At 63.1% G+C, this 20,446-nt stretch carries 17 protein-coding genes; 9 read left to right on the forward strand and 8 right to left on the reverse strand.

Annotated elements, in window-relative coordinates; translation table 11 throughout:
* Positions 1–128 precede the first annotated feature (128 nt).
* A complete protein-coding gene (locus AC070A_RS02730) occupies positions 129–1,676 on the reverse strand; it encodes a putative bifunctional diguanylate cyclase/phosphodiesterase (protein WP_113737556.1) in 1,548 nt (515 codons plus the stop codon).
* Positions 1,677–1,852: 176 nt separating this feature from the next.
* Between AC070A_RS02730 and AC070A_RS02735 the strand changes: the two genes are divergently transcribed.
* The 5 genes from AC070A_RS02735 (at position 1,853) to AC070A_RS02755 (ending at position 7,750) form a co-directional block, all read left to right on the forward strand.
* Positions 1,853–3,103, forward strand: coding sequence for a BtaA family protein (locus AC070A_RS02735; RefSeq protein WP_057253435.1), 1,251 nt, complete (start codon positions 1,853–1,855; stop codon positions 3,101–3,103).
* Between the two features lie 4 nt (positions 3,104–3,107).
* Positions 3,108–3,776, forward strand: coding sequence for a class I SAM-dependent methyltransferase (locus AC070A_RS02740; protein WP_058321233.1), 669 nt, complete (start codon positions 3,108–3,110; stop codon positions 3,774–3,776).
* Positions 3,777–4,028: 252 nt separating this feature from the next.
* Positions 4,029–4,814, forward strand: coding sequence for a glycoside hydrolase family 25 protein (locus AC070A_RS02745; RefSeq protein ID WP_492384671.1), 786 nt, complete (start codon positions 4,029–4,031; stop codon positions 4,812–4,814).
* A gap of 253 nt (positions 4,815–5,067) precedes the next feature.
* Positions 5,068–6,297 (forward strand): lytic murein transglycosylase, encoded by a 1,230-nt coding sequence (locus AC070A_RS02750; protein WP_113737555.1) that lies wholly within the window; start codon positions 5,068–5,070, stop codon positions 6,295–6,297.
* Between the two features lie 514 nt (positions 6,298–6,811).
* Positions 6,812–7,750: a DMT family transporter gene (locus AC070A_RS02755; RefSeq protein WP_112994780.1), complete on the forward strand. Its 939-nt coding sequence runs from the start codon at positions 6,812–6,814 to the stop codon at positions 7,748–7,750.
* 524 nt (positions 7,751–8,274) lie between these two features.
* Here AC070A_RS02755 and metF read toward each other — a convergent pair.
* The 4 genes from metF to AC070A_RS02775 form a co-directional block, all read right to left on the reverse strand.
* The gene (gene metF, locus AC070A_RS02760) at positions 8,275–9,225 is read right to left on the reverse strand and encodes a methylenetetrahydrofolate reductase [NAD(P)H] (protein ID WP_057253425.1); all 951 of its coding nucleotides are present in this window, start codon (positions 9,223–9,225) and stop codon (positions 8,275–8,277) included.
* A gap of 2 nt (positions 9,226–9,227) precedes the next feature.
* Positions 9,228–10,247: an ArsR/SmtB family transcription factor gene (locus AC070A_RS02765; RefSeq protein ID WP_112994827.1), complete on the reverse strand. Its 1,020-nt coding sequence runs from the start codon at positions 10,245–10,247 to the stop codon at positions 9,228–9,230.
* A 230-nt stretch (positions 10,248–10,477) separates the two neighbouring features.
* Complete coding sequence (gene ettA, locus AC070A_RS02770; RefSeq protein ID WP_057253423.1) at positions 10,478–12,127, reverse strand: energy-dependent translational throttle protein EttA; 1,650 nt, start codon at positions 12,125–12,127, stop codon at positions 10,478–10,480.
* 167 nt (positions 12,128–12,294) lie between these two features.
* Positions 12,295–13,077 carry a ribonuclease T2 gene (locus AC070A_RS02775; RefSeq protein ID WP_255571044.1) on the reverse strand — a complete coding sequence of 261 codons (783 nt, stop codon included), beginning with the start codon at positions 13,075–13,077 and terminating at the stop codon, positions 12,295–12,297.
* 185 nt (positions 13,078–13,262) lie between these two features.
* Between AC070A_RS02775 and AC070A_RS02780 the strand changes: the two genes are divergently transcribed.
* Genes AC070A_RS02780 through AC070A_RS02790 form a run of 3 tightly spaced genes read left to right on the forward strand, consistent with a single transcriptional unit; the run spans position 13,263 to position 16,855 of the window.
* A complete protein-coding gene (locus tag AC070A_RS02780) occupies positions 13,263–14,198 on the forward strand; it encodes an alpha/beta fold hydrolase (protein ID WP_058326764.1) in 936 nt (311 codons plus the stop codon).
* An 11-nt stretch (positions 14,199–14,209) separates the two neighbouring features.
* Complete coding sequence (locus AC070A_RS02785; protein WP_057253414.1) at positions 14,210–15,163, forward strand: DMT family transporter; 954 nt, start codon at positions 14,210–14,212, stop codon at positions 15,161–15,163.
* A gap of 45 nt (positions 15,164–15,208) precedes the next feature.
* Entirely contained in the window at positions 15,209–16,855 is a 1,647-nt protein-coding gene (locus AC070A_RS02790; RefSeq protein ID WP_112994778.1) for a thiamine pyrophosphate-binding protein, read from the forward strand.
* A gap of 57 nt (positions 16,856–16,912) precedes the next feature.
* Here AC070A_RS02790 and AC070A_RS02795 read toward each other — a convergent pair whose 3' ends face one another.
* The 3 genes from AC070A_RS02795 to AC070A_RS02805 form a co-directional block, all read right to left on the reverse strand.
* Complete coding sequence (locus tag AC070A_RS02795) at positions 16,913–17,266, reverse strand: cupin domain-containing protein (protein WP_058326766.1); 354 nt, start codon at positions 17,264–17,266, stop codon at positions 16,913–16,915.
* Positions 17,267–17,331: 65 nt separating this feature from the next.
* Entirely contained in the window at positions 17,332–17,670 is a 339-nt protein-coding gene (locus tag AC070A_RS02800) for a protein tyrosine phosphatase family protein (RefSeq protein ID WP_057253408.1), read from the reverse strand.
* Positions 17,671–17,760: 90 nt separating this feature from the next.
* Complete coding sequence (locus AC070A_RS02805) at positions 17,761–18,606, reverse strand: DUF4432 family protein (protein WP_218372998.1); 846 nt, start codon at positions 18,604–18,606, stop codon at positions 17,761–17,763.
* A 164-nt stretch (positions 18,607–18,770) separates the two neighbouring features.
* Between AC070A_RS02805 and AC070A_RS02810 the strand changes: the two genes are divergently transcribed.
* A complete protein-coding gene (locus AC070A_RS02810; protein WP_113736486.1) occupies positions 18,771–20,198 on the forward strand; it encodes a L,D-transpeptidase family protein in 1,428 nt (475 codons plus the stop codon).
* Positions 20,199–20,446 lie beyond the last annotated feature (248 nt).

Raw genomic sequence — 20,446 nt, forward strand, 5'->3', positions numbered from 1 at the left:
GTCCGATGGGACGCGCGGTCGCTGTCGAGTTGCAGAGAGAACCAGCATTTCGCCGACAGGAAAAGCCCGCAGACTGCAAGTTTCCAATTTCTGGGGAATGGGGACCCTGGAGTGCTGGTCCCGCGGCGTTAGGCCGAGCGTCGCAAATCCGCCGCTTCGCCTGTCTCAGGCAATGCCGCCACATCCGTGAGCGCCGGCGATATCCACGGACCGCGGACTTCCGCGGCGCCGCTTGCCTGCGCGCAATCCATCTCGCTTTGCTTTTCGATGCCGCGCACGGCGATCGGCAGGCGCAGTACCTGGCCGGTCTTGATGAGGCAGGCGAGCAGCGCAACGCTGCGCTCGCTGCCGTGGGTCGCCCGGATGGCGGTAAGATCGATGGTCACCTGGTCGGGCTGCAGTTCGGCAATCAGGTTCAAGGGCAAGGATGAACCGGCGCCGCCGCCAAGCACAATCCGCACACCAAGCGCGCGCAACCCCTGGAGATTTTCGGAAATCAGGGCGAGATCTTCGGTCGAAAAGTCCCCGGTGATCTCGATCGTCAGGCGTCCCGGCGGCAAGCTCGCCTCGGCGAGGCATTGCCTGACCTGCGCAACAAAGTCTCGATCCTTGAGTTGCGGGGCGAAGGGGGCGACCGTCAGTCCGGTCGGCGAAGCCCAGCGGGCAGCCTCCGTGCAGGCCGTCTGAAGTGTCCAATAGCCAAGCGAAAGCGCACTCGTGCTCTGCTCAGACGGCTCTATGAAGGCTTCCGCGCCGATGACGCCGCGAAGCGGGTGCCGCCAGCGCAGCAGCGCCTCGAAAGCGCGGATGGCTCCGCTTGCCGTCCCGGCAATCGGCAGGAATTCGAGGAAGAATTCGTCGTTCTCGAGCCCGCGTGCCACATCGCGCTCGGCCTCCGCCCGCTGCCGGGCGGCGTGGGTCAGCGTTTCCGAGTGGAAGGCGTGGCTATTGCCGCTCATCGCCTTCGCCTCGTAGAGCGCCAGGTCCGCACGCTTCAGCACGTCGCCCGTTGCCGTATCGCTTCGCTCGACGAAGGCGATGCCTATGCTGCAGCCGGATGCGACCCGTGCATCGCCAAGATCGAACGGCGCTTCGAACAATGCCTTTACCCGCATTGCGAGTATTTCCGCTTCGACCTGTGACGCGGCATCGGCCGCTGCAAGCACGAACTCATCTCCGCCGAGCCGGTAGACGGTTGCCTCCCCGGAAAAGGCGCGCCTCAGCCGGGCACCGAAGAGTGCAAGCAGCCGGTCGCCGGCATCGTGACCCATCGTATCGTTGATCGCCTTGAACCGGTCGAGATCAAGTAGGAGCAGGGCATTGCGCTCGAAGGCCGGCCCTTCGGCACAAAGCGCCTGACGAATGTCCGCTTCCAGCGCCGCGCGATTTGCGAGACCCGTGAGCTTGTCGCGGTGGACCTCGTGGCGCAAGCGCCGCTCGGCGCGGCGCGCTGCATGCAACTCGTGTTCGAGGCGGCGCGAGTAACGCCAGCGATAGAAGGACCCGCCGAGGAACGGCATGGCGCCAGCCGCAAGCATTGTCGGAACATCCCAATTCGATTGTTTTGCGAGCACGGTTTCCGTCGCCAGCCACGCCGCGGAAACCAGAGCCCCCAATGCCGCGCCGGCAACCGCAAATCGCTGCTCGGGCTTCGGCAGAAACGTTCTTAACATCATGTCGACGCCCCCGAATATGAGCCGGTGCTAGCACGCCAGGGTTTAATGATTTCTTATGGGTGAAAAATAGTATGGCGGCCGTTCGAGCGCGCTCTGGGGGCTGTGGAAACCTCGTCATCAAAGTGTAGCGGAGTCACTTTAGAAGCGGCTAAGTTTCAACTGGATGACCGGCAGAGATGACCGAACTAGCCCCCGACGTCGGCTTTGGCAGAAAAAATCCGAAGCTGAAAAACGCCCTGCTCCAGCACAAGACCTTTTCCCTTGCCGGCCTCTCGGAGCGTCTCTTCGGCCTGCTTTTTTCCGGTCTTGTCTACCCGCAGATCTGGGAAGATCCGATCGTCGACATGGAAGCGATGCAGCTCGGCCCGGAGCACCGGATCGTCACTATCGGCTCCGGCGGCTGCAATATGCTGACCTATCTGTCGGCCGGCCCGCGCAAGATCGACGTCGTCGACCTCAACCCGCACCACATCGCGCTGAACCGCCTCAAGCTCGCGGCCTTCCGCCATCTGCCGAGCCACAAGGATGTCACGCGTTTCCTGGCGACCCAGGGCACGGCCACCAACGTCCAGGCCTTCGACCTCTTCATTGCGCCGAAGCTCGACACCGCGACGCGCAGCTACTGGAACGGCCGCGACCTGACCGGCCGCCGCCGCATCGGCGTCTTCGGCCGCAACATCTATCGCACCGGCCTGCTCGGCCGCTTCATTGCCGCAAGCCACCTGCTCGCCCGTCTACACGGCGTCAACCCGGAAGAATTCGTCCAGGCCGGCTCGATGCGCGAGCAGCGGCAATTCTTCGACGAGCGCCTGGCACCGCTTTTCGATCGCCCCGTCATCCGCTGGATTACCGGCCGCAAGAGCTCGCTATTCGGGCTTGGCATCCCGCCGCAGCAGTTCGACGAGCTGGCAAGCCTCAGCAGCGAGAAGTCGCTCGCCGCCGTGCTGCGCCATCGGCTTGAAAAGCTCACCTGTCACTTTCCGCTGCGGGAAAACTACTTCGCCTGGCAGGCCTTTGGGCGCCGCTATCCGCTGCCGCACGAAGGCGAGCTACCGCCCTACCTCAATGCCCGCGCCTACGAGGCGATCCGCAACAATGCCGAGCGTGTCGAGGTCCACCACGCAAGCTACACCGAGCTCCTGGCGAGCAAGCCGGCGGCTTCCGTCGACCGCTACATCCTGCTCGATGCCCAGGACTGGATGACCGACCAGCAGCTCAACGATCTCTGGACCGAGATCACCCGCACGGCCGATACCGGCGCGATCGTCATCTTCCGCACGGCGGCAGAAGACAGCATCCTGCCCGGCCGTGTCTCCTCGGCCCTGCTCGACCAGTGGCACTACGATGCCGAAGCATCGGTCAAGCTCGGCGCCGAAGACCGCTCCGCCATCTATGGTGGTTTCCACATCTATCGGAAGAAGGCTTGAGCCGATGCGTGAGGCCGGGATTTCGCACGCGCGGCGCATGGACCACATGTACCGCTACCAGCGGCATTTCTACGATCTGACGCGGAAGTACTATCTCTTCGGCCGCGACACGCTGATCCGGGAGATGAACCCGGCCCCCGGTGCCTCTGTGCTCGAAGTCGGCTGCGGCACCGGGCGCAATCTGGCGCTGATCGGCCGCTGCTTCCCTTCGGCCCGTCTCTTCGGCCTGGACATTTCCTCGGAAATGCTGACCTCCGCCGATGCAAAGCTCAACCGTAGCGGCAAGCGCCGTGCCGAACTTCAGGTCGCCGACGCCACGGATTTCGACCCCGCCATCTTCGGCGAGCGCGGCTTCGATCGCATCGTCATCTCCTATTCGCTGTCGATGATCCCCGATTGGCAGAAGGCGATCGAAGCGGCCATCGCCGCGCTCAATCCAGGCGGCTCGCTGCACATCGCCGATTTCGGCCAGCAGGAGCGCCTGCCGGCGAGCTTCCGCCGCGCGCTGCACGGCTGGCTCGATCGCTTCCATGTCACGCCACGCGCAAACCTCTTCGAGGTTCTGCGCGAGAAGGCGAGAGTAAACGGCGCCGATCTCGAACGCCGCGCGATCGGTCGCGGCTACGCCTGGCTTGCGGTCTATCACCGCCCGGCCGTCGCAATCGCCGCCTGAAACCGGGAACCCGTCGCGCGGTCGGCAGGGATCGCCCCTATCTCACGTCGCCCGAGAGCACCGAAATCACCAAGGGGATTTCGCGTTGGAGTAGAAATCGGCGAACTCCCGCCCACCTGCAATTCCCGCTTGAGCTAACCCAATTTTTACGATGATATGGTGAAGATGAGGTTCACGCCTCGCGGGGGAAATCACCGATATGAAAGCCATCGTGTGAGGCAGGATCGTCGCTCGTCTCTAGACAGGTACCTCATGCGCCGGCTTCTTCTGGCTCTACTGCCCATTGCCACCCTCCTTTCCGCCTGTTCGTCGACCGATCACGACCTGATGCAGACGGCATCGATCCCGCCGCGCTTCCAGGATACGGACCCGCAGAACTTCGGCGACCGCACCCCGCAGCACCACAACATCCACGGCATCGACGTCTCCAAATGGAATGGTGATATCGACTGGATGAAGGTGAAGAATTCGGGCGTCTCCTTCGCCTTCATCAAGGCGACGGAAGGCAAGGACAGGGTCGACACGCGCTTCAACGAATATTGGCAGCGGGCGCGTGCCGCCGGCATCCCCTACGCGCCCTATCACTTCTACTATTTCTGCTCGACCGCCGACGATCAGGCCGACTGGTTCATCGCCAATGTGCCGAAAAGCGCGGTCTATCTGCCTCCGGTGCTCGACGTCGAATGGAACGGCGAATCGAAGACCTGCCGCCACCGCCCGACGCCAGGCGAAGTCCGCGCCGAGATGAAGCACTTCATGGATCGCCTCGAAGCCCATTACGGCAAACGCCCGATCATCTACACCTCGGTCGACTTCCACCGGGACAATCTCGTCGACCAGTTCAAGGACTATCACTTCTGGGTGCGCTCGACCGCCAAGCACCCGAAAGACGTCTATGTCGAGCGCCGCTGGGCCTTCTGGCAGTACACCAGCACCGGCGTTATACCGGGCATCGACGGCAGTACCGATATCAATGCCTTCGCCGGCTCGGCGAAAAACTGGAAGAACTGGGTCGCAGCGGTCTCACAGCCGAAGTAAGACCGGCATTCTTGCCGGCAACTGCGGCAAGGCACCCCATTTTCTTCTTTCGGTCATAATGCTCTGGAAGAGCAAAGGCAGATTTACAGCGCCCGCACATCTCCAAGGATGCGCAAAGGTCGCTGTAACATTTTTGAACCGCTGCATGATTTGTCCCTAAATCGGTGACGATTTAAGGCGTTATGCAGGTCATCCAGCAATTTGCTGCCCGTGGTGGTGTCTCCCGCACCCGCGGCCAAAGAAAGGAATTATGATGATCCGGACTACCCGGCACGCCCTGGCCTCCGTCGCCCTCCTGGCGCTTACCGCTTCCACCGCCTACGCCCAGACCGCGACCCAGACGGCCACGCAGAGCGCCGCTCCGGCTGCTGCCTGCGGCGGCGACCTCGGCGCGTTTCTTCAGGGCGTGAAGGCCGAAGCTGTCGCCAAGGGTGTTCCGGCCGATGTCGCCGATCGTGCGCTCGCAGGCGCCGTGATCGACCAGAAGGTTCTCAGCCGTGACCGCACCCAGGGCGTCTTCAAGCAGACCTTCACCGAGTTCTCCAAGCGCACGGTCAGCAAGTCGCGCCTCGATATCGGCCAGCAAAAGATGAAGGAATATGCCGACGTCTTCGCCCGCGCCGAGAAGGAATTCGGCGTGCCGGCCCCCGTCATCACCGCCTTCTGGGCAATGGAAACCGACTTTGGCGCCGTACAGGGCGACTTCAACACCCGCAATGCTTTGGTGACGCTCTCGCACGACTGCCGCCGCCCGGAAATGTTCCGACCGCAGCTGATCGCCGCCATCGAGATGGTCCAGCACGGCGATCTTGACCCGGCAACGACCACCGGCGCCTGGGCCGGCGAGATCGGCCAGGTGCAGATGCTGCCGGAAGACATTATCGCCTATGGCGTCGATGGCGACGGCGATGGCCACGTCAACCTGAAGAAGAGCTCGCCTGACGCGATCCTGACCGCGGCCAAGTTCATCCAGAGCCTCGGCTTCAAGGCTGGCCAGCCCTGGATCCAGGAAGTCAGCGTTCCCGAAGAACTCCCCTGGGAAAAGACCGGCCTGCAGACGGGCATGAAGGCTTCGGACTGGTTCGCGCTCGGCGTCAAGCCGCGCGATGGCAACACCGCCAACGGCAATCTCGAAGCCTCGCTGGTGCTGCCGCAGGGCCGCAAGGGTGTTGCCTTCCTGACCTACCCGAACTTCAATGTCTATCTCGAGTGGAACCAGTCGTTCATCTACACGACCTCGGCCGCCTACTTCGCAACCCGCCTCGCCGGCGCGCCGACCTATGAAGGCGGCAACCCGGAACCGGGCCTCGACGATGTCGCCATGAAGGCGCTGCAGACCAAGCTCCAGACGCTCGGCCACGACGTCGGCAAGGTCGACGGCATCCTCGGCTCCGGCACCCGCGCCGCACTCCAGAAGGAGCAGCTCCGTCTCGGACGCCCCGCCGACGGCTGGGCCACGCTGGAACTCTTGAACGCGCTCTAGAGCAATTCCAGGAAAAGTGTGAAACGGTTTTCCGTCCGGAGTTGCGCAATTTCAAACAGTTGGAGCAATTCGCTGTTTCAATGAAACAGTGAAATGCTCTAAAGCCTGTCGCGCAAAAGTGCGCAGCGGTTTTGCGACAACGACATGCGAAATATCAAGAACTTAAAGCGCAAGGAGCGAATCTGAAAGATCGCGACGCGCTTCAAGTGAACCTCGGGCCACCGATGTGGCTCGTACGCAGGATGCATCTCCCCGGGGATCGGAAGCGATCTCCGGGGTTTCTTGTATCTGCGGTCCAGGCGCCACGACCCCGGTGGGACCGCCCATGCCCGAACGCCCTCTTGCTCGCGAATACGACAAGAACCGGGTGGTCCGAGCGAAGGCGCCGGGCTATGAAATAATCGTCAGATCGCAACCGGTCCGGGAATGTCGGGCGCAGCTTTTGCGCCCAGATCACCATTCTCCGCCTGGGCGAGGCTGACGGACGATGCAATCAGCACGGACAGGCACACCCATGAATGCGCGAACCACAGTCGACGGCCATCAGATGAGCGTCAGAACCTGGGCGCTGCTCGCCCTGCTCGGTCTCATATGGGGCGGATCCTTCTTCTTCGCCCGCGTGGCCGTTGCCCATGTGCCGCCATTCACGCTGGTGGTGCTGCGTCTGGGCATGGCGGCACTTGCCCTGCATCTCTATATCCGCGGCCGCTTCGGCATGTATCAGGCACTTTCCGGACGCTGGCGCGAATTTGCGCTGATGGGACTGATCAACAACGCCATTCCGCACGCCTTCATTTTCCTCGGCCAGACCCAGATCGGCGCCGGCCTGGCGGCGATCCTCAACGCCACGACGCCGGTCTGGACCGTCATTATCGCCAACATGGCGACCGAGGACGAGAAGCTGAGTTCTGCCAAGATCGCCGGCTGCCTGCTCGGCCTTGCCGGTACCGTGGTGCTGATCGGGCCGAGTGCGGTTGCCGGCCTGTTCGGTACGACGAGCGGCGTTCCGCTGTGGGCGCTCGTCCTTCCGGTGCTGGCCGCCGTCAGCTATGGCCTTGCGGCAACCTACGGCAAGCGCTTCCGAAATCTTGCACCACCGGTGACGGCCGCCGGCCAGCTCACCGCTTCGACGCTGATGATGCTGCCCGTTGCTGCCTTCACGGATGCGCCCTGGAACTTGCCGATGCCGCCAATGGAAGCGACGCTTGCCATCCTCGGCCTCGCGCTCGTCTCGACCGCCTATGGATATATCCTCTTTTTCCGGATCATGGCGGAGGCCGGCGCCACCAACGCTTCGCTCGTCACCCTGCTGGTGCCGCCAAGCGCGATCCTGCTCGGCTATCTCTTCCTCGGCGAAACCCTGCCGGCGGCCGATGTCGGCGGAATGGCGCTGATTGCCCTTGGGCTCGCCGTGCTTGACGGCCGCATTCTACGGCTCAAACGCGCCGCCTGAACGGGGAATCGAACCGCCGAATTCGTGCCCTTCTGAAGCGCTCACGCACGGTTACAAGCGTTTATATTAACCTTGCGGAAGCGATTGTGAAAAAAATGTGGCAGCCTGAAAAAGATAAATATCTCAATATTATAGCCCTGTGAATAAGGCCGCTCCCCGTCACGGATTTCGCACTGCAGCACAAGTTTCGCTTTAACACATCGTGATTTCGCCCTATGTTTTAACGCGTTAACGCAGGGAGGGTCATCCATGGGCCTTACACATTCGCTGAATGTCCTCATGATCAGTGCAGCGTTCGTATTCGTGGCCACGATGCTCTTCATCTGATGAGCGGCTGCTGAGAGTCCAAACCGAATAGGGACTTAAATTTCCGGAAATCCATTTTGCAGCACCAAGCAAGCTAGACCGCCAAGAGAGCAAAGGGTCTAATCGCTGCGACAAACAAGAAAGCGCCTGAAGATCGATCTTCAGGCGCTTTCTTTTGATGGCATATCCGCCCGGGAAATCGGGTTCGGATCCAGGGTTCAGGCGGCAGCGCCCGCCGCCCTCGTCCGTGGCGCTTCGTCGAGAGCATTGTTCGCCTCGAGCGCCACCTGCTCGAAACCGACGAGATCCAGGACCGCGGTCACCAGCGGCGAACGGTTCATTGTGTAGAGGTGGAAGTCGCGAACACCGCGTCGGGCGAGATCGACGATCTGCTCGGCAGCGATATGGGTCGCCTCCTTGAAACGCTCGACCGGCTGGTCTTCCAGATGCACGAGCCGGGTGACGATCGCCTCCGGCACGCTCGCGCCACAGAGGCCGGCAAACTTCTGCACCTGCGCCAGATTGTTGATCGGCAGGATGCCCGGCACGATCGGAATGTTGATACCGGCGCGGCGCACCCGTTCGAGATAGCGCTCGAAATCGTTGTTGTCGAAAAAGAACTGGGTCAGTGCCCGGTTGGCTCCGGCATCGACCTTGCGCTTCAGCATGTCGATATCGGCGGCCACGTCAGGGCTCTCCGGATGCTTCTCCGGATAGGAGGAGACGGAAATCTCGATATCGTCGCCCCGCGCGCGGATCGCCCGCACCAGGTCGGTGCTGCTCGCATAGCCGTCCGGATGCGGCTGATAGGCGCTGCCGATGCCGCCCTGCGGGTCGCCGCGCAGCGCCACGAAATGGCGGACGCCATAATCGATGTACTCATCGATGACCGCATCGACTTCCGCCTTCGGTGCGCCGACGCAGGTCAGGTGCGCGGCCGTATTGGCAAAGCCCTTCTCCTCGACCATCCGCCGCACGGTCGTCAGCGAGCGCGCCTTGGTCGAGCCGCCTGCGCCGTAGGTAACCGTCACGAAGGCAGGACCGAAGATGGAAAGATCTCCCGCCGTCTGGAAGAGTTGCACTTCCATTTCGTCGGTCTTGGGGGGGAAGTACTCGAAGGAGAGCCTCAGATTGCCACGCTCGGCCGGATAAAGCGTCTGTGCCGTCATTCTCAAACTCCCCCTGCATGGACGCGCGGCCGCGGCGTTTCATTCTCATTCACGGCGCGCCGGTCGCGCGCCAGCCAGATCGTCACCGTCAGCTTTTCTTCCTCGGCCCCTTCCGGCGAAAGGTCCGTGGTCTTTTCGAGCACCAGGCCGGCCTTGGCGAGCCAATCGGAGATTACCTGATGCGAGAAGCCAAGGCGCGCATGGGCGTGTTCGTCGCGCAGATGCTCGAGCCCGTGCGGCGCAAAGTCGATGATGACAAGACGACCGCCCGGCATCAGCATGCGTGCAGCTTCCGCAATCGCCGCCTCCGGCTCGTCGAGGAAATGCAGCACCTGGTGAATGGTGACGAGATCGAAGGCGTGCCCGTCGAGCGGCAGGTTGAAGATATCGCCATGCCGGATCGACGCCTTGGTGATGCCGGCGCGTTCGAGATTGGAGCGCGCAACGGCCAGCATGTCGCGGCTGGCATCGACGCCGACGCCGCGACGGTAGAGCCCTTCGAAGAGCTGCAGGATGCGCCCGGTGCCGGTTCCGAGATCGAGCAGGCTCTCGACCGGTTCGTCGCCGACCATCTCGCGCAGCTTCGCCTCGACGTCGCGCTCGCTGACATGCAGGCGGCGAAGCTCGTCCCAGCCAGCAGCGTTGCGGCTGAAATAGGCCTGCGCCTTCTCGGCCCTCGCCTTCTTCAGCGTGGTCAGCCGCGCCGCATCGCGCGAAAGCACCGCGTCGTCAGCAGACGCCGACGCCAGCATGGCCCGCACGAGCCCGACGCGGGCGCCATCCTGCCTGAGACGGAAATAGGCCCAGGCGCCTTCCTGATAACGATCAATGAGTTCGACTTCGGCAAGCAGCTTCAGGTGCCGCGAAATACGCGGCTGCGATTGCCCGAGAATTTCGGTAAGATCGGTAACGGTGAGGTCGCCGGCGGCAAGCAAGGCGACGAGACGCATGCGGGTCGGCTCTCCTGCCGCCTTCAGCACGTCCACCAGCGCATCCAGACCCAGTTCTCTCTGAACAGCCATCGCGATCCCCATCAACACATAAAGATATGTTTATGTGATTTGCGATGTCGGCGCAAGCGGATTTGCGCGGAGAGGCCAAACAATGGCGCTTGCGGAACAGGGCATGCAAAGGAAAACGGGCGGAGCCTGCGCTTCGCCCGTTCCCGTAACAATAGACTTTCAGTTCCAGCGTTCGCGGCGCTGCCGCGATGCACTGGGCGCCGCAAGGAAATGCGGCGCCTTGGCTCTGATCAGCGCGTCAGGCGCTTGTAGGTGACGCGCTTCGGGTTGACCGAGTCCGGGCCGAGGCGGCGGATCTTGTCCTTCTCGTAGTCTTCGAAGTTGCCTTCGAACCATTCGACCTGACTGTCGCCTTCAAAGGCGAGGATGTGCGTTGCCAGGCGGTCGAGGAACATGCGGTCGTGGCTGATGATAACGGCGCAGCCGGCGAAGTTTTCGAGCGCGACTTCGAGTGCTGCGAGCGTCTCGGTGTCGAGGTCGTTGGTCGGTTCGTCGAGCAGCAGCACGTTGCCGCCGGCCTTCAGCATCTTGGCGAGGTGAACGCGGTTGCGCTGACCACCCGAGAGGTTGCCGACCTTCTGCTGCTGGTCGCCGCCCTTGAAGTTGAAGGTCGAGCAATAGGCGCGCGAGTTCATCTCGTACTTGCCGAGCTTGATGACTTCGGCACCGCCGGAGATTTCTTCCCACACGGTCTTGTTGCCGTCGAGCGCATCGCGGCTCTGGTCGACATAACCGAGATGCACGGTGTCGCCGATGCGGATCGAGCCGCTGTCGACCTGCTCCTGGCCGGTGATCATGCGGAAGAGCGTCGTCTTGCCGGCGCCGTTCGCGCCGATGATGCCGACGATGCCGCCCGGCGGCAGCTTGAGCGACAGGCCGTCGATCAGCAGGCGATCGCCGTAGCCCTTGGTGACGCCCTCCATCTCGATGACCACCTGGCCGAGACGTTCGCCGACCGGGATGATGATCTGCGCGTCGCCCGGGCGCTGGTTTTCCGCCGCGTTGACCAGTTCGTCATAGGAGCGGATACGCGCCTTGGACTTGGCCTGGCGGGCCTTGGGGCTCGATGCGATCCACTCCTGTTCGCGGGCGATCGCCTTCTGGCGGGAGGCCTCTTCACGGCCTTCCTGCTGCATGCGCTTGGCCTTGGCGACGAGGTAGGCCGAGTAGTTGCCTTCGTAGGGAATGCTGCGGCCACGGTCGAGCTCGAGGATCCAGCCGGTGACGTTGTCGAGGAAGTAGCGGTCGTGGGTGATCATCAGCACGGCGCCGGGATATTCGCGCAGGTGCTTTTCGAGCCAGGCGATGGTCTCGGCGTCGAGATGGTTGGTCGGTTCGTCGAGCAGCAAGAGGTCCGGCTGCGAGAGCAGCAGCTTGCAGAGAGCCACACGGCGCTTTTCACCGCCGGAAAGGCTGGTGACGTCGGCATCACCCGGCGGGCAGCGCAGCGCTTCCATGGCCATCTCGACCTGGCTTTCGAGATCCCAGAGGTTCTGGCTGTCGATGATGTCCTGGAGCTTCGCCCCCTCTTCCGCCGTCTCGTCGGAATAGTTCATCATCAGTTCGTTGTAGCGCTCGACGATCGCGGTCTTCTTGGCAACGCCTTCCATTGCGTTCTCAAGCACCGTCTTCGTCGGATCAAGCTGCGGCTCCTGCGGCAGATAGCCGACGGTGGCACCCTCGGCGACCCAGGCTTCGCCGGTGAATTCCTTGTCGAGGCCGGCCATGATGCGCAGAACCGTCGACTTACCGGCGCCGTTCGGGCCGAGGATACCGATCTTGGCGTCCGGGTAGAACGACAGATGAACGTTCTCGAGAACCTTCTTCGCGCCGTAGGACTTATTAAGTCCGGCCATATGATAGATGAACTGACGTGCCATAAGGGAATGCTCCGCAGGGAAAGGAAATTTGCCCGCTATGTAGGCGAATTATAGGAAGGGGGCAATGAGCAAAGGCATTCGCCCCGGCTTGTCCCCCCACCTATCCCATGCGGCAACCCTGCGCCTCCAGCACATCCGCTGCCGAAGAACAGTGCCTGCAAAGCGGCTCAGCTTCGCCCGGCCGTATCGGCAATACCCTTGGCGCATTTGAACTCGGTCGGCCCCGCCGCCTGGATCAGCGGTGCGAGGCTGGACGCCTTCATGACGTCGCCGGTCAGCCCGATCGTCAACCCGGTGATGATGCTGCGCCCCTGAACCGTCTGGCAGCGCATGCGCACCCGGTCGCCGGCGCCAGTACCAAAACTCTGGTCGAAGGCCTGCTTGATCGTCGCCTCGTCGAGTTCGGAGCCGATGCGCTGACGGAACAGCGCGCCGACCGCCGAGCGGTTGAGCTCCTCCAGCATGCGCAGCTGCGCCAAGAAATAGTCGTCGATCGAGCCGCTCTGGCAGGTGCCGCTGCGCAGCCACTGGTGCCGGTCGAGGCCGGATTGCACGCCGGGCATGGCGATCAGCAGCCGCGCCGCCGTGTCGTCTGCCATGGCGAGTTTCGGCAGTTCAAGCCAGCTGCCCTTGCGATCCTGCGCACGCACCTCGGCCGTTACCCCGCAATAGCTTTTGCGCAGGGGCCAGAGGCCATGCAGCGAGAGATTGGTGGCGTCGAAACGCTCTGCGGTCTGGCTTTCGCATTCCTTGCGTTGCGGCCGCGTTTCGCAGAAGCCCGGCTGCCAGCTCACCGCCAGCACATATTCCGTGCGGCTGGTCGCGCCTTCGGAACCCCCTTGATCCGACATTTCCTCGCCGGCAGCAAAGGCGGCCGGCGCAAGGAACAGCGCCAACGCCGCCAGCAGTCCTGCCATCGGACCCGATATCGCCTTACAGAAACTAACCATGATATCCTCCTGCGGAAACAAAACAGGAACGAATATCGCTCAAAACGGGAAAATTGCAACTCTTAATTAAGATGAGCGCACATTCGCGTGTGACCTCATGCGCAACGAGCAACAAGCGGCGATTGCCTTTGCCTTGCAAATCGATTTGATATCGAATTGGTCTGTCGTTGTTGCCGGGGGAAATCGTGTTCGGGCAGGTGAAGACACATCAGAGCCCGACCGGAGCCACCTTGAGCTGGCGCCATTTCCCCGCGACCGCTCATGCGCGCGGCATCCTCCTCATCAGCCACGGCCTTGCCGAACATTCCGGCCGCTACGCCCGCTTTGCCGAAGCGATGGCCGCGCATGGCTTCCAGGTCTATGCCCACGACCATCGCGGCCATGGCGAGACGCGCGCGCCCGACGCCCCGCTCGGCATGTTTTCGAGCCGCGACGGCCTCGACAAGATCTTCGCCGATATCCGGGCTGTGCGCGAAATCGCGACCGCCGCCCATCCGGGTCTTCCCGTCATCCTCTTCGGCCATTCCATGGGCGGGCTGATTGCGCTGAACGCAGCCGAGGCTGATCCCGGCCTCTATGATGCGCTCGCCGTCTGGAACTCCAATTTCCGTCCCGGCCTCGCCGGCCGCGGCGGCCAGATGATCCTGAAAATCGAGAAGGCGCTGAAGGGTTCGGATGTGCCGAGCCCGCTCCTGACCAAGCTTACCTTCGGCATGTGGGGCGGCGCGATCAAGGATCGCAAGACCGATCTCGACTGGCTCTCGCGCGACGATGCCGAGGTCGCGAAATACGCGGCCGACCCGCTCTGCGGTTTCGATGCGACCGTCTCGCTCTGGCTCGACCTTTTCCGGCTATCCTTCGGCGGCGCCCGGCCCGACCGGCTGACGCGGCTCCGCAAGGACCTGCCCATTCATCTCGTCGGCGGCAGCGCCGACCCGTCAACCGAGATGGGCAATGCCATTCGCTGGCTCGGCGCCAAGATGAAAGCGGCCGGTCTGACCAACGTCACCGTCACCGTTTATGACGGCATGCGCCACGAGACCCTCAACGAACTCGGCCGGGAACAGGCGACGGCGGACTTCGCCGCCTGGTGCTTGGGCGCCATCGCAGGCAGGCGCTGACCGGAAATATCATGGCCGACATGTCTCTTCAAAAGATCGCCACGGACCACAACCGCATCTCCTTCGGGCTGACGCTGATGGTGATCTCGGTGCTCCTGTCGCCGCTGATCGACATCTTCGCCAAGCTGGCGATCGCGACCGTCCCCTCGGCCGAAATCACCGCCGTCCGGTTCCTGCTTCAGGTCGTCTTCATCCTGCCGATCGTGCTCTTCCGCGGCAGCCTCTTTGATCTCACCTGGCGCAAGACCGGGCTCCATGCGTTGCGCGGCGGCCTCCTGGTCGTGACGATGCTCTCCTTCATCACCACGCTGAAGGTGATGGAGGTTGCCGACGCAATTGCGATCTTCTTCGTCGAGCCGATCATCCTGACGATCCTCGGCAGCATCTTCCTGAAAGAGACCATCGGCTGGCGGCGTTACACCGCCTGCGGCGTCGGCTTCTTCGGCGCGCTGCTCGTCATCCAGCCGAGCATGCAGGAGGTCGGTTGGATCGCGCTTCTGCCTGTTGTCGCCGCCTTCGGCCTTGCCGTGTTCCTGCTCGTCACCCGCATGGTCGCGCAGAACGAGGACCCCTGGTCGATGCAATTTCATGCCGGCATCTGGGGCGGGCTCTTCTGCCTCGTGCTTCTCTATTTCGGCGAAGGCACCGGTTCCGGCATCTTCGATCCGGTCTGGCCGCAGGGCTACACCTGGTACTATCTGCTCGGCGTCGGCGTCACCGCCACCATCTCCGGCGTGCTCGGCGTCTACGCCTATCGTGCGGCCCCGGCGTCGGTGCTGGCACCGCTGCAATATCTGGAAATCGTCTCGGCGACGATCTTCGGCTGGCTCGTCTTCGGCGATCTGCCTGATGCACTGAAGTGGCTCGGCATCGCCATCATCATCGGCTCCGGCCTCTACATCATCTGGCGCGAGCGCCGCATACACAAGGACACGAGCGTCGCTCCGGTGTCGCCAGCCATCTGACAACAACAATCAGACTACAAAAGAAAGACCATCGGGAGGAAGATCATGAAAACTGGAGGCCAGCTCGTCGTCGACGCACTCGTCGCCAATGGCGTGAAACGCATCGCTTGCGTGCCGGGGGAGAGCTACCTGGCTGTGCTGGACGCGCTTTACGACACCGACATCGACGTGCTCGTCTGCCGCCAGGAAGGCGGCGCCGCAATGATGGCGGATGCCTGGGGCCGGCTGACGGGTGAGCCCGGCATCTGCATGGTGACCCGCGGCCCCGGCGCGACCAACGCGTCGGCGGGTCTCCATGTCGCACGGCAGGACTCGATCCCGATGATCCTCTTCATCGGCCAGGTGCAGAGCGAGGCCCGCGAGCGCGAAGCCTTCCAGGAGATCGAATACCGCCGCGCCTTCACCGAAGTGGCCAAGTGGGTCGGCGAGATCGACGATCCTGCCCGCATTCCGGAATTCGTCACCCGCGCCTTCGCCGTCGCCACGTCCGGCCGCCCCGGCCCGGTCGTGCTGACGCTGCCCGAAGACATGCTGACCCGCAGCGCCGAGGCGCCGGCCGCCAAGGCCTACCAGCCGGTCGAAGGCCATCCGGGCCCGGCGCAGGTAAAGCGGCTCGGCGAAATGCTTGCCGCCGCCAAGCGGCCGATCGCCATTATCGGCGGCACCCGCTGGACCGCGGAAAGCGTCGCGGATTTCCAGCGCTTCGCCGAGCGCTGGAAGCTGCCCGTCGGTTGCTCCTTCCGCCGCCAGATGCTCTTCGATCACCTGCATCCAATGTATGCCGGCGATGTCGGCATCGGCATCAACCCGGCACTCGCCAAGGAGATCAAGGAGGCCGATCTCGTGCTGCTTCTCGGCGGCCGCTTCTCGGAAATGCCGTCCTCCGGCTACACGCTCATGGATAGCCCCTACCCGCGCCAGACGCTGGTGCATGTGTATCCCGATAGTTCCGAGCTCGGCCGCGTCTACCGGCCGGAGCTGGCGATCGCCGCAAGCCCGAACGACTTCGTCGCCGCCCTCGAGGGCCTTGCGCCCGCAGGCGAACCCGTCTGGTCCGAGCGCACGGAAATCATGCACGCGGCCTATCTCAAATGGTCGACTCCGCCGGAGACCGGTCCAGGTGCGGTGCAGATGGGCCCGATCATGAACTGGATCGAGGCGAACGTGCCTCAGGATACGGTCTTCACCAACGGTGCCGGCAACTATGCCACCTGGGTGCATCGCTTCCACCGCTTCCGCCGCTTTGCGACGCAGGCCGCACCTGCCTCCGGTTCGATGGGTTACGGCCTGCCGGCCGCCGTTGCCGCCAAGCAGCTGCATCCGGATCGCGAAGTCATCTGCTTTGCCGGCGATGGCTGCTTCCTGATGCACGGCCAGGAATTCGCGACCGCCGTTCGCTACCGCCTGCCGATCATCACCGTCGTCGTCAACAACGGCATCTACGGCACGATCCGCATGCACCAGGAGCGTGAATATCCCGGCCGCGTCAGCGCCACCGACCTCACCAATCCGGATTTTGCGGCGCTCGCCCGCGCCTATGGCGGCCACGGCGAAACGGTCGAGAAGACGGAAGAATTTGCCGACGCGTTCCTCAGGGCGCGCGCCAGCGGCAAGCCGTCGATCATCGAGATCAAGCTCGATCCCGAAGCGATCACGCCGACGCGCACGTTGACGGATATCAGGAACGGCTGATCGATTGGGAAGTGATGGCGACCGCTGCGAACTGCGGCGGTCGCAAGCGATTGTCGCCTATTCTTCCAGCCACTCCGTCGAAAACGCGCCGGCCGCATGCAGGTCGGTCGTCTCCAGCCGGCCGGGTCCGAGATTCTCGAACTTGTGCGGCACGTTGGCTGGCGCCACGACGATCTGGCCGGCTTCGGCGTCGATCGTGCGATTGCCGACGGTAAAGCGGGCGCGGCCGACGCGCACGATGAAGGTTTCCGGATAGGGATGGCGGTGCAGCTTCGGCCCGTAGCCGATCTCGTCCGTGGAAACGAAGATCACCGAGAGTCCAGCGCCAAAGGCCCCGCCTTCAAACTCGCCCTTCCAGACCTCGGGCTCATCCGCCCATTGCTCACGCGAAATCAGATGCGCTTCGGCCATGCCGATCCTCCGTCGTTCGATCACACGAACGCGGCCGAGCGCGATCTACAAAACTGGAGCCTGGCTCAGCCGCGGATATGCTGGGTCTGCTGGTAGACGGCCGTCGAGCGCGCGCCGGAGCGGCAATAGCCGAGCATCGGGCGCTGGAACTCGTCGAGCGCGTCGACCATGCTCGTTACCGCGTCTGCCGTCACGCCCATCGGGCCGACGGGGATGTGCTTGGTTTCGATGCCGAGCTCTTCGGCGCGGGCAGCGATCGAATCGAAGGTCGGCTGATCCGGCGCCTCGAAATCCGGGCGGTGGCAGACGATGGACTTGAAGCCGAGCGCCTTGATCTGGTCGAGATCCTCGACGGTGATCTGGCCGGAGACCGAGTATTCGTCGTTGATCTGGCGGATGTCCATGGTCGTCTTCCTCAGGAAATGTGGTGGCCTCTGATGTAGGCGCAGCCCTTCCCCGCGTCAATTCAAAAGCCGCGTGTTCCAGATGCCAGATCAGACGACGGCAAAGGCAATCGCATAGCTCCGCGCCTCGCCCGGCAGGAGTGGCGTCAGTTCACCGGCGGCCGCCAGCTCCGGCCGCTTGGCAATCCGGTGCGATACCGGCTCGATGCTGATCACATCCGCCTCGCCGCGCTGACAGCGCCACATCTGCAGGAAGGGCAGCGTGTCGATGCGGAACCGCACCTGGAGATTGCGCCCACCGAGTCCGGCAAGGCCCACAAGCGTGACGTCCGACCAGCCGTCGGAACCGATGGCCGCTGGCAGGCAAAAATGCGCGCTCTCGCCATTGCCGAAGCGCCAGGCGCTCTCCCCGCCTGCAAGCGAAGCGCTGAGGATACGGGTGACCGGCCCGAGCAGCCTGCCAGCGATGTTGACGTGATACATCATCATCGGCGGAAAGGCCGAGGTCCCCACGTTGACGACGCGATCCTCGAGCACAACTTCGTGCCGCCCCGCATCGATCCGCCATCGCCGCTCGATCCGCGCCTGCCCGCCATCGGCTAGCGCCACCTCGATCGTCGCCGTGCACTCGGCTCCATCGCTCGCCATCTGCGTGTGGCTGACCGCAGACCCGGCAAGCGACCCATGCAGCGGGTAGCGCGCGCCGTCCGCGCCGCCCTCGATCGGCTCAGGATGGCGGATATGCTCGGGGCCGCAGGTGAAGAGAAATCCGGCAAGCGCCCGGTCGATCCTGATATCGCCGTCAGAGGGGATCGCGGCACCCGGCGACAGGTCGACGCCATCGACGACGAAGGCGGCGATGTCGAGCGCGGAAAGACGATCGAACAGCACATGATTCTCTTGGCCGTCCGCAGGTTCTTCGAGCGTTCTCAGCATGTCCTCTTCCTCAAATCGGCCGTAGAATCACTGCAATCACAAAGCGATGATATCTGAGGAGAGCCACATTTCATTGGTTGAAGCCGAAGTCTGCTCCGCCTAGATAGAATTTAACCGCTTGTTCATGATGAATTCATTTTTTTCACATTAACGTCGAAATCCAAATGTACCGCGCCACATTCGCTACAATGAAGACAGGTTCTCACGTGACGTCAGCGACCCGCATCGGCCTCTCGCTTCTCGCCGCAGCCGGCTTTCTCGCCGTGGATTTGACGGCCGCTTTCGCGCAGGACTATCGCGGCAGAAATCGCTATGGCGACGACGTCATGCTGGTCACGCCCGATGGCGAAATACTCGACTACGTGCCGCGCGCCGATGAGGTGCAGACCATGCGCGACAGCCGCGGGCGCACGCTGCTGATCGATAGCTGGGGCAATGTGGTGGCGACCGTCGTGCCCAATCGCGGCCGCCAGGATGGCTATGGCGGCTATCGCCGCGAGGGCGACGTCGACATCTATTCGAACCGCCGCAACCGCGACACCGAGCGCGGCTACGGCTATTCCGAGCCTGGCGAAGTCACCGGTTCCATCCCCGACTACCGCGACGTGGTGCCGCCATCCACCGATGGCAACGAGCTGCCGAACAGCCTTCCGGGCCTGATCGACGGCACTGAAGAGGCCGCGATCGATCCGAACGACAGCCAGCCCATGCGCCAGTCGGTGCCGCCGGCAATGACGGTCAAGAGCAAGTCGCGCGCCGAGATCACCGCACTGCAGGTCTTCCTCGACCGAGAAGGTTTTTCGCCCGGCGTGATCGACGGCAAGATGGGCTCGAACGTGACCAAGGCGATCGAGGCCTGGCAGCAGTCGACCGGCGAGACGCTCGACCCCAACAACACCGAGGACATCCTCGAGCGGCTGCGCATGAGCGGCGGCATGCCGATCACCAGCTATACGATCACGGCTGCCGACGCTGCCGGCCCCTATGTCGCGTCGATCCCGGAGGACTACGCGCACAAGGCGATGCTGCCGCATATGTCCTTCACCTCCACCACGGAAATGCTCGGCGAAAAGTTCCACATGGACGAAGCCTATCTGCGCGAGCTGAACCCGGGCGTCGACTTCACCATCCCGGGCACCATCATCAAGGTGATCAATCCGGGTGCGAACAAGGCCGGCAAGGTTGCCCGCATTCTCGCCGACAAGGCGCGCAAGCAGGTGCTCGCCTATGACGACACCGGCAAGCTGATCGCCGCCTATCCGGCAACGATCGGCTCGTCCGACACACCATCGCCTTCGGGCACCGTCAATGTCGAGCGCATCGCGCTCAATCCGGGCTACACCTACAACCCGAAGATCAACTTCAGGCAGGGCAACAACGACAAGATCCTCACGTTGCAGCCCGGCCCGAACGGCCCGGTCGGCACCGTCTGGATCGCGCTCTCGAAGCCGACCTACGGCATTCACGGCACGCCGGAACCCTCCAAGATCGGCAAGACCCAGAGCCACGGCTGCGTGCGCCTGACCAATTGGGATGCGACCGAGCTCGCCAAGATGGTCAGCCCCGGCGTGACCGTCGAGTTCGTCGATTGACGCCATTGCGTTGCCGAAAGCTTTTTTGCACCATTTCCCCCAATTGGGTGAGTGACTTCGGCCAAACGGCATAGAAGATGGCATTGCCTGATTGACCATCCACGACAGGCACGTTTTTAAAGATGTATCGCCGAAGCTTGACGACGTTTCGGCAAAGATTTTTCAGACGTATACATTTACAAGACCGCAGCTGCCGACGACCCAGCTGCGGTTTTTCTCCATTGCCCCACCGCGCAGCGCCCCGATGC

Source organism: Ensifer sp. GW101-20A05 (assembly GCF_059424735.1).

Bases quoted from the DNA above. Each gene is read 5' to 3' on its own strand.
- AC070A_RS02745 (WP_492384671.1), top strand. From the start codon at position 4,029: ATGCGCCGGCTTCTTCTGGCTCTACTGCCCATTGCCACCCTCCTTTCC.
- AC070A_RS02755 (WP_112994780.1), top strand. From the start codon at position 6,812: ATGAATGCGCGAACCACAGTCGACGGCCATCAGATGAGCGTCAGAACC.
- AC070A_RS02800 (WP_057253408.1), bottom strand. From the start codon at position 17,670: ATGGACATCCGCCAGATCAACGACGAATACTCGGTCTCCGGCCAGATC.
- AC070A_RS02785 (WP_057253414.1), top strand. From the start codon at position 14,210: ATGGCCGACATGTCTCTTCAAAAGATCGCCACGGACCACAACCGCATC.
- ettA (WP_057253423.1), bottom strand. From the start codon at position 12,127: ATGGCACGTCAGTTCATCTATCATATGGCCGGACTTAATAAGTCCTAC.
- AC070A_RS02810 (WP_113736486.1), top strand. From the start codon at position 18,771: ATGTACCGCGCCACATTCGCTACAATGAAGACAGGTTCTCACGTGACG.
- AC070A_RS02730 (WP_113737556.1), bottom strand. From the start codon at position 1,676: ATGATGTTAAGAACGTTTCTGCCGAAGCCCGAGCAGCGATTTGCGGTT.
- AC070A_RS02805 (WP_218372998.1), bottom strand. From the start codon at position 18,606: ATGCTGAGAACGCTCGAAGAACCTGCGGACGGCCAAGAGAATCATGTG.
- AC070A_RS02795 (WP_058326766.1), bottom strand. From the start codon at position 17,266: ATGGCCGAAGCGCATCTGATTTCGCGTGAGCAATGGGCGGATGAGCCC.
- AC070A_RS02790 (WP_112994778.1), top strand. From the start codon at position 15,209: ATGAAAACTGGAGGCCAGCTCGTCGTCGACGCACTCGTCGCCAATGGC.
- metF (WP_057253425.1), bottom strand. From the start codon at position 9,225: ATGACGGCACAGACGCTTTATCCGGCCGAGCGTGGCAATCTGAGGCTC.
- AC070A_RS02750 (WP_113737555.1), top strand. From the start codon at position 5,068: ATGATCCGGACTACCCGGCACGCCCTGGCCTCCGTCGCCCTCCTGGCG.
- AC070A_RS02775 (WP_255571044.1), bottom strand. From the start codon at position 13,077: ATGGTTAGTTTCTGTAAGGCGATATCGGGTCCGATGGCAGGACTGCTG.
- AC070A_RS02765 (WP_112994827.1), bottom strand. From the start codon at position 10,247: ATGGCTGTTCAGAGAGAACTGGGTCTGGATGCGCTGGTGGACGTGCTG.
- AC070A_RS02735 (WP_057253435.1), top strand. From the start codon at position 1,853: ATGACCGAACTAGCCCCCGACGTCGGCTTTGGCAGAAAAAATCCGAAG.
- AC070A_RS02740 (WP_058321233.1), top strand. From the start codon at position 3,108: ATGCGTGAGGCCGGGATTTCGCACGCGCGGCGCATGGACCACATGTAC.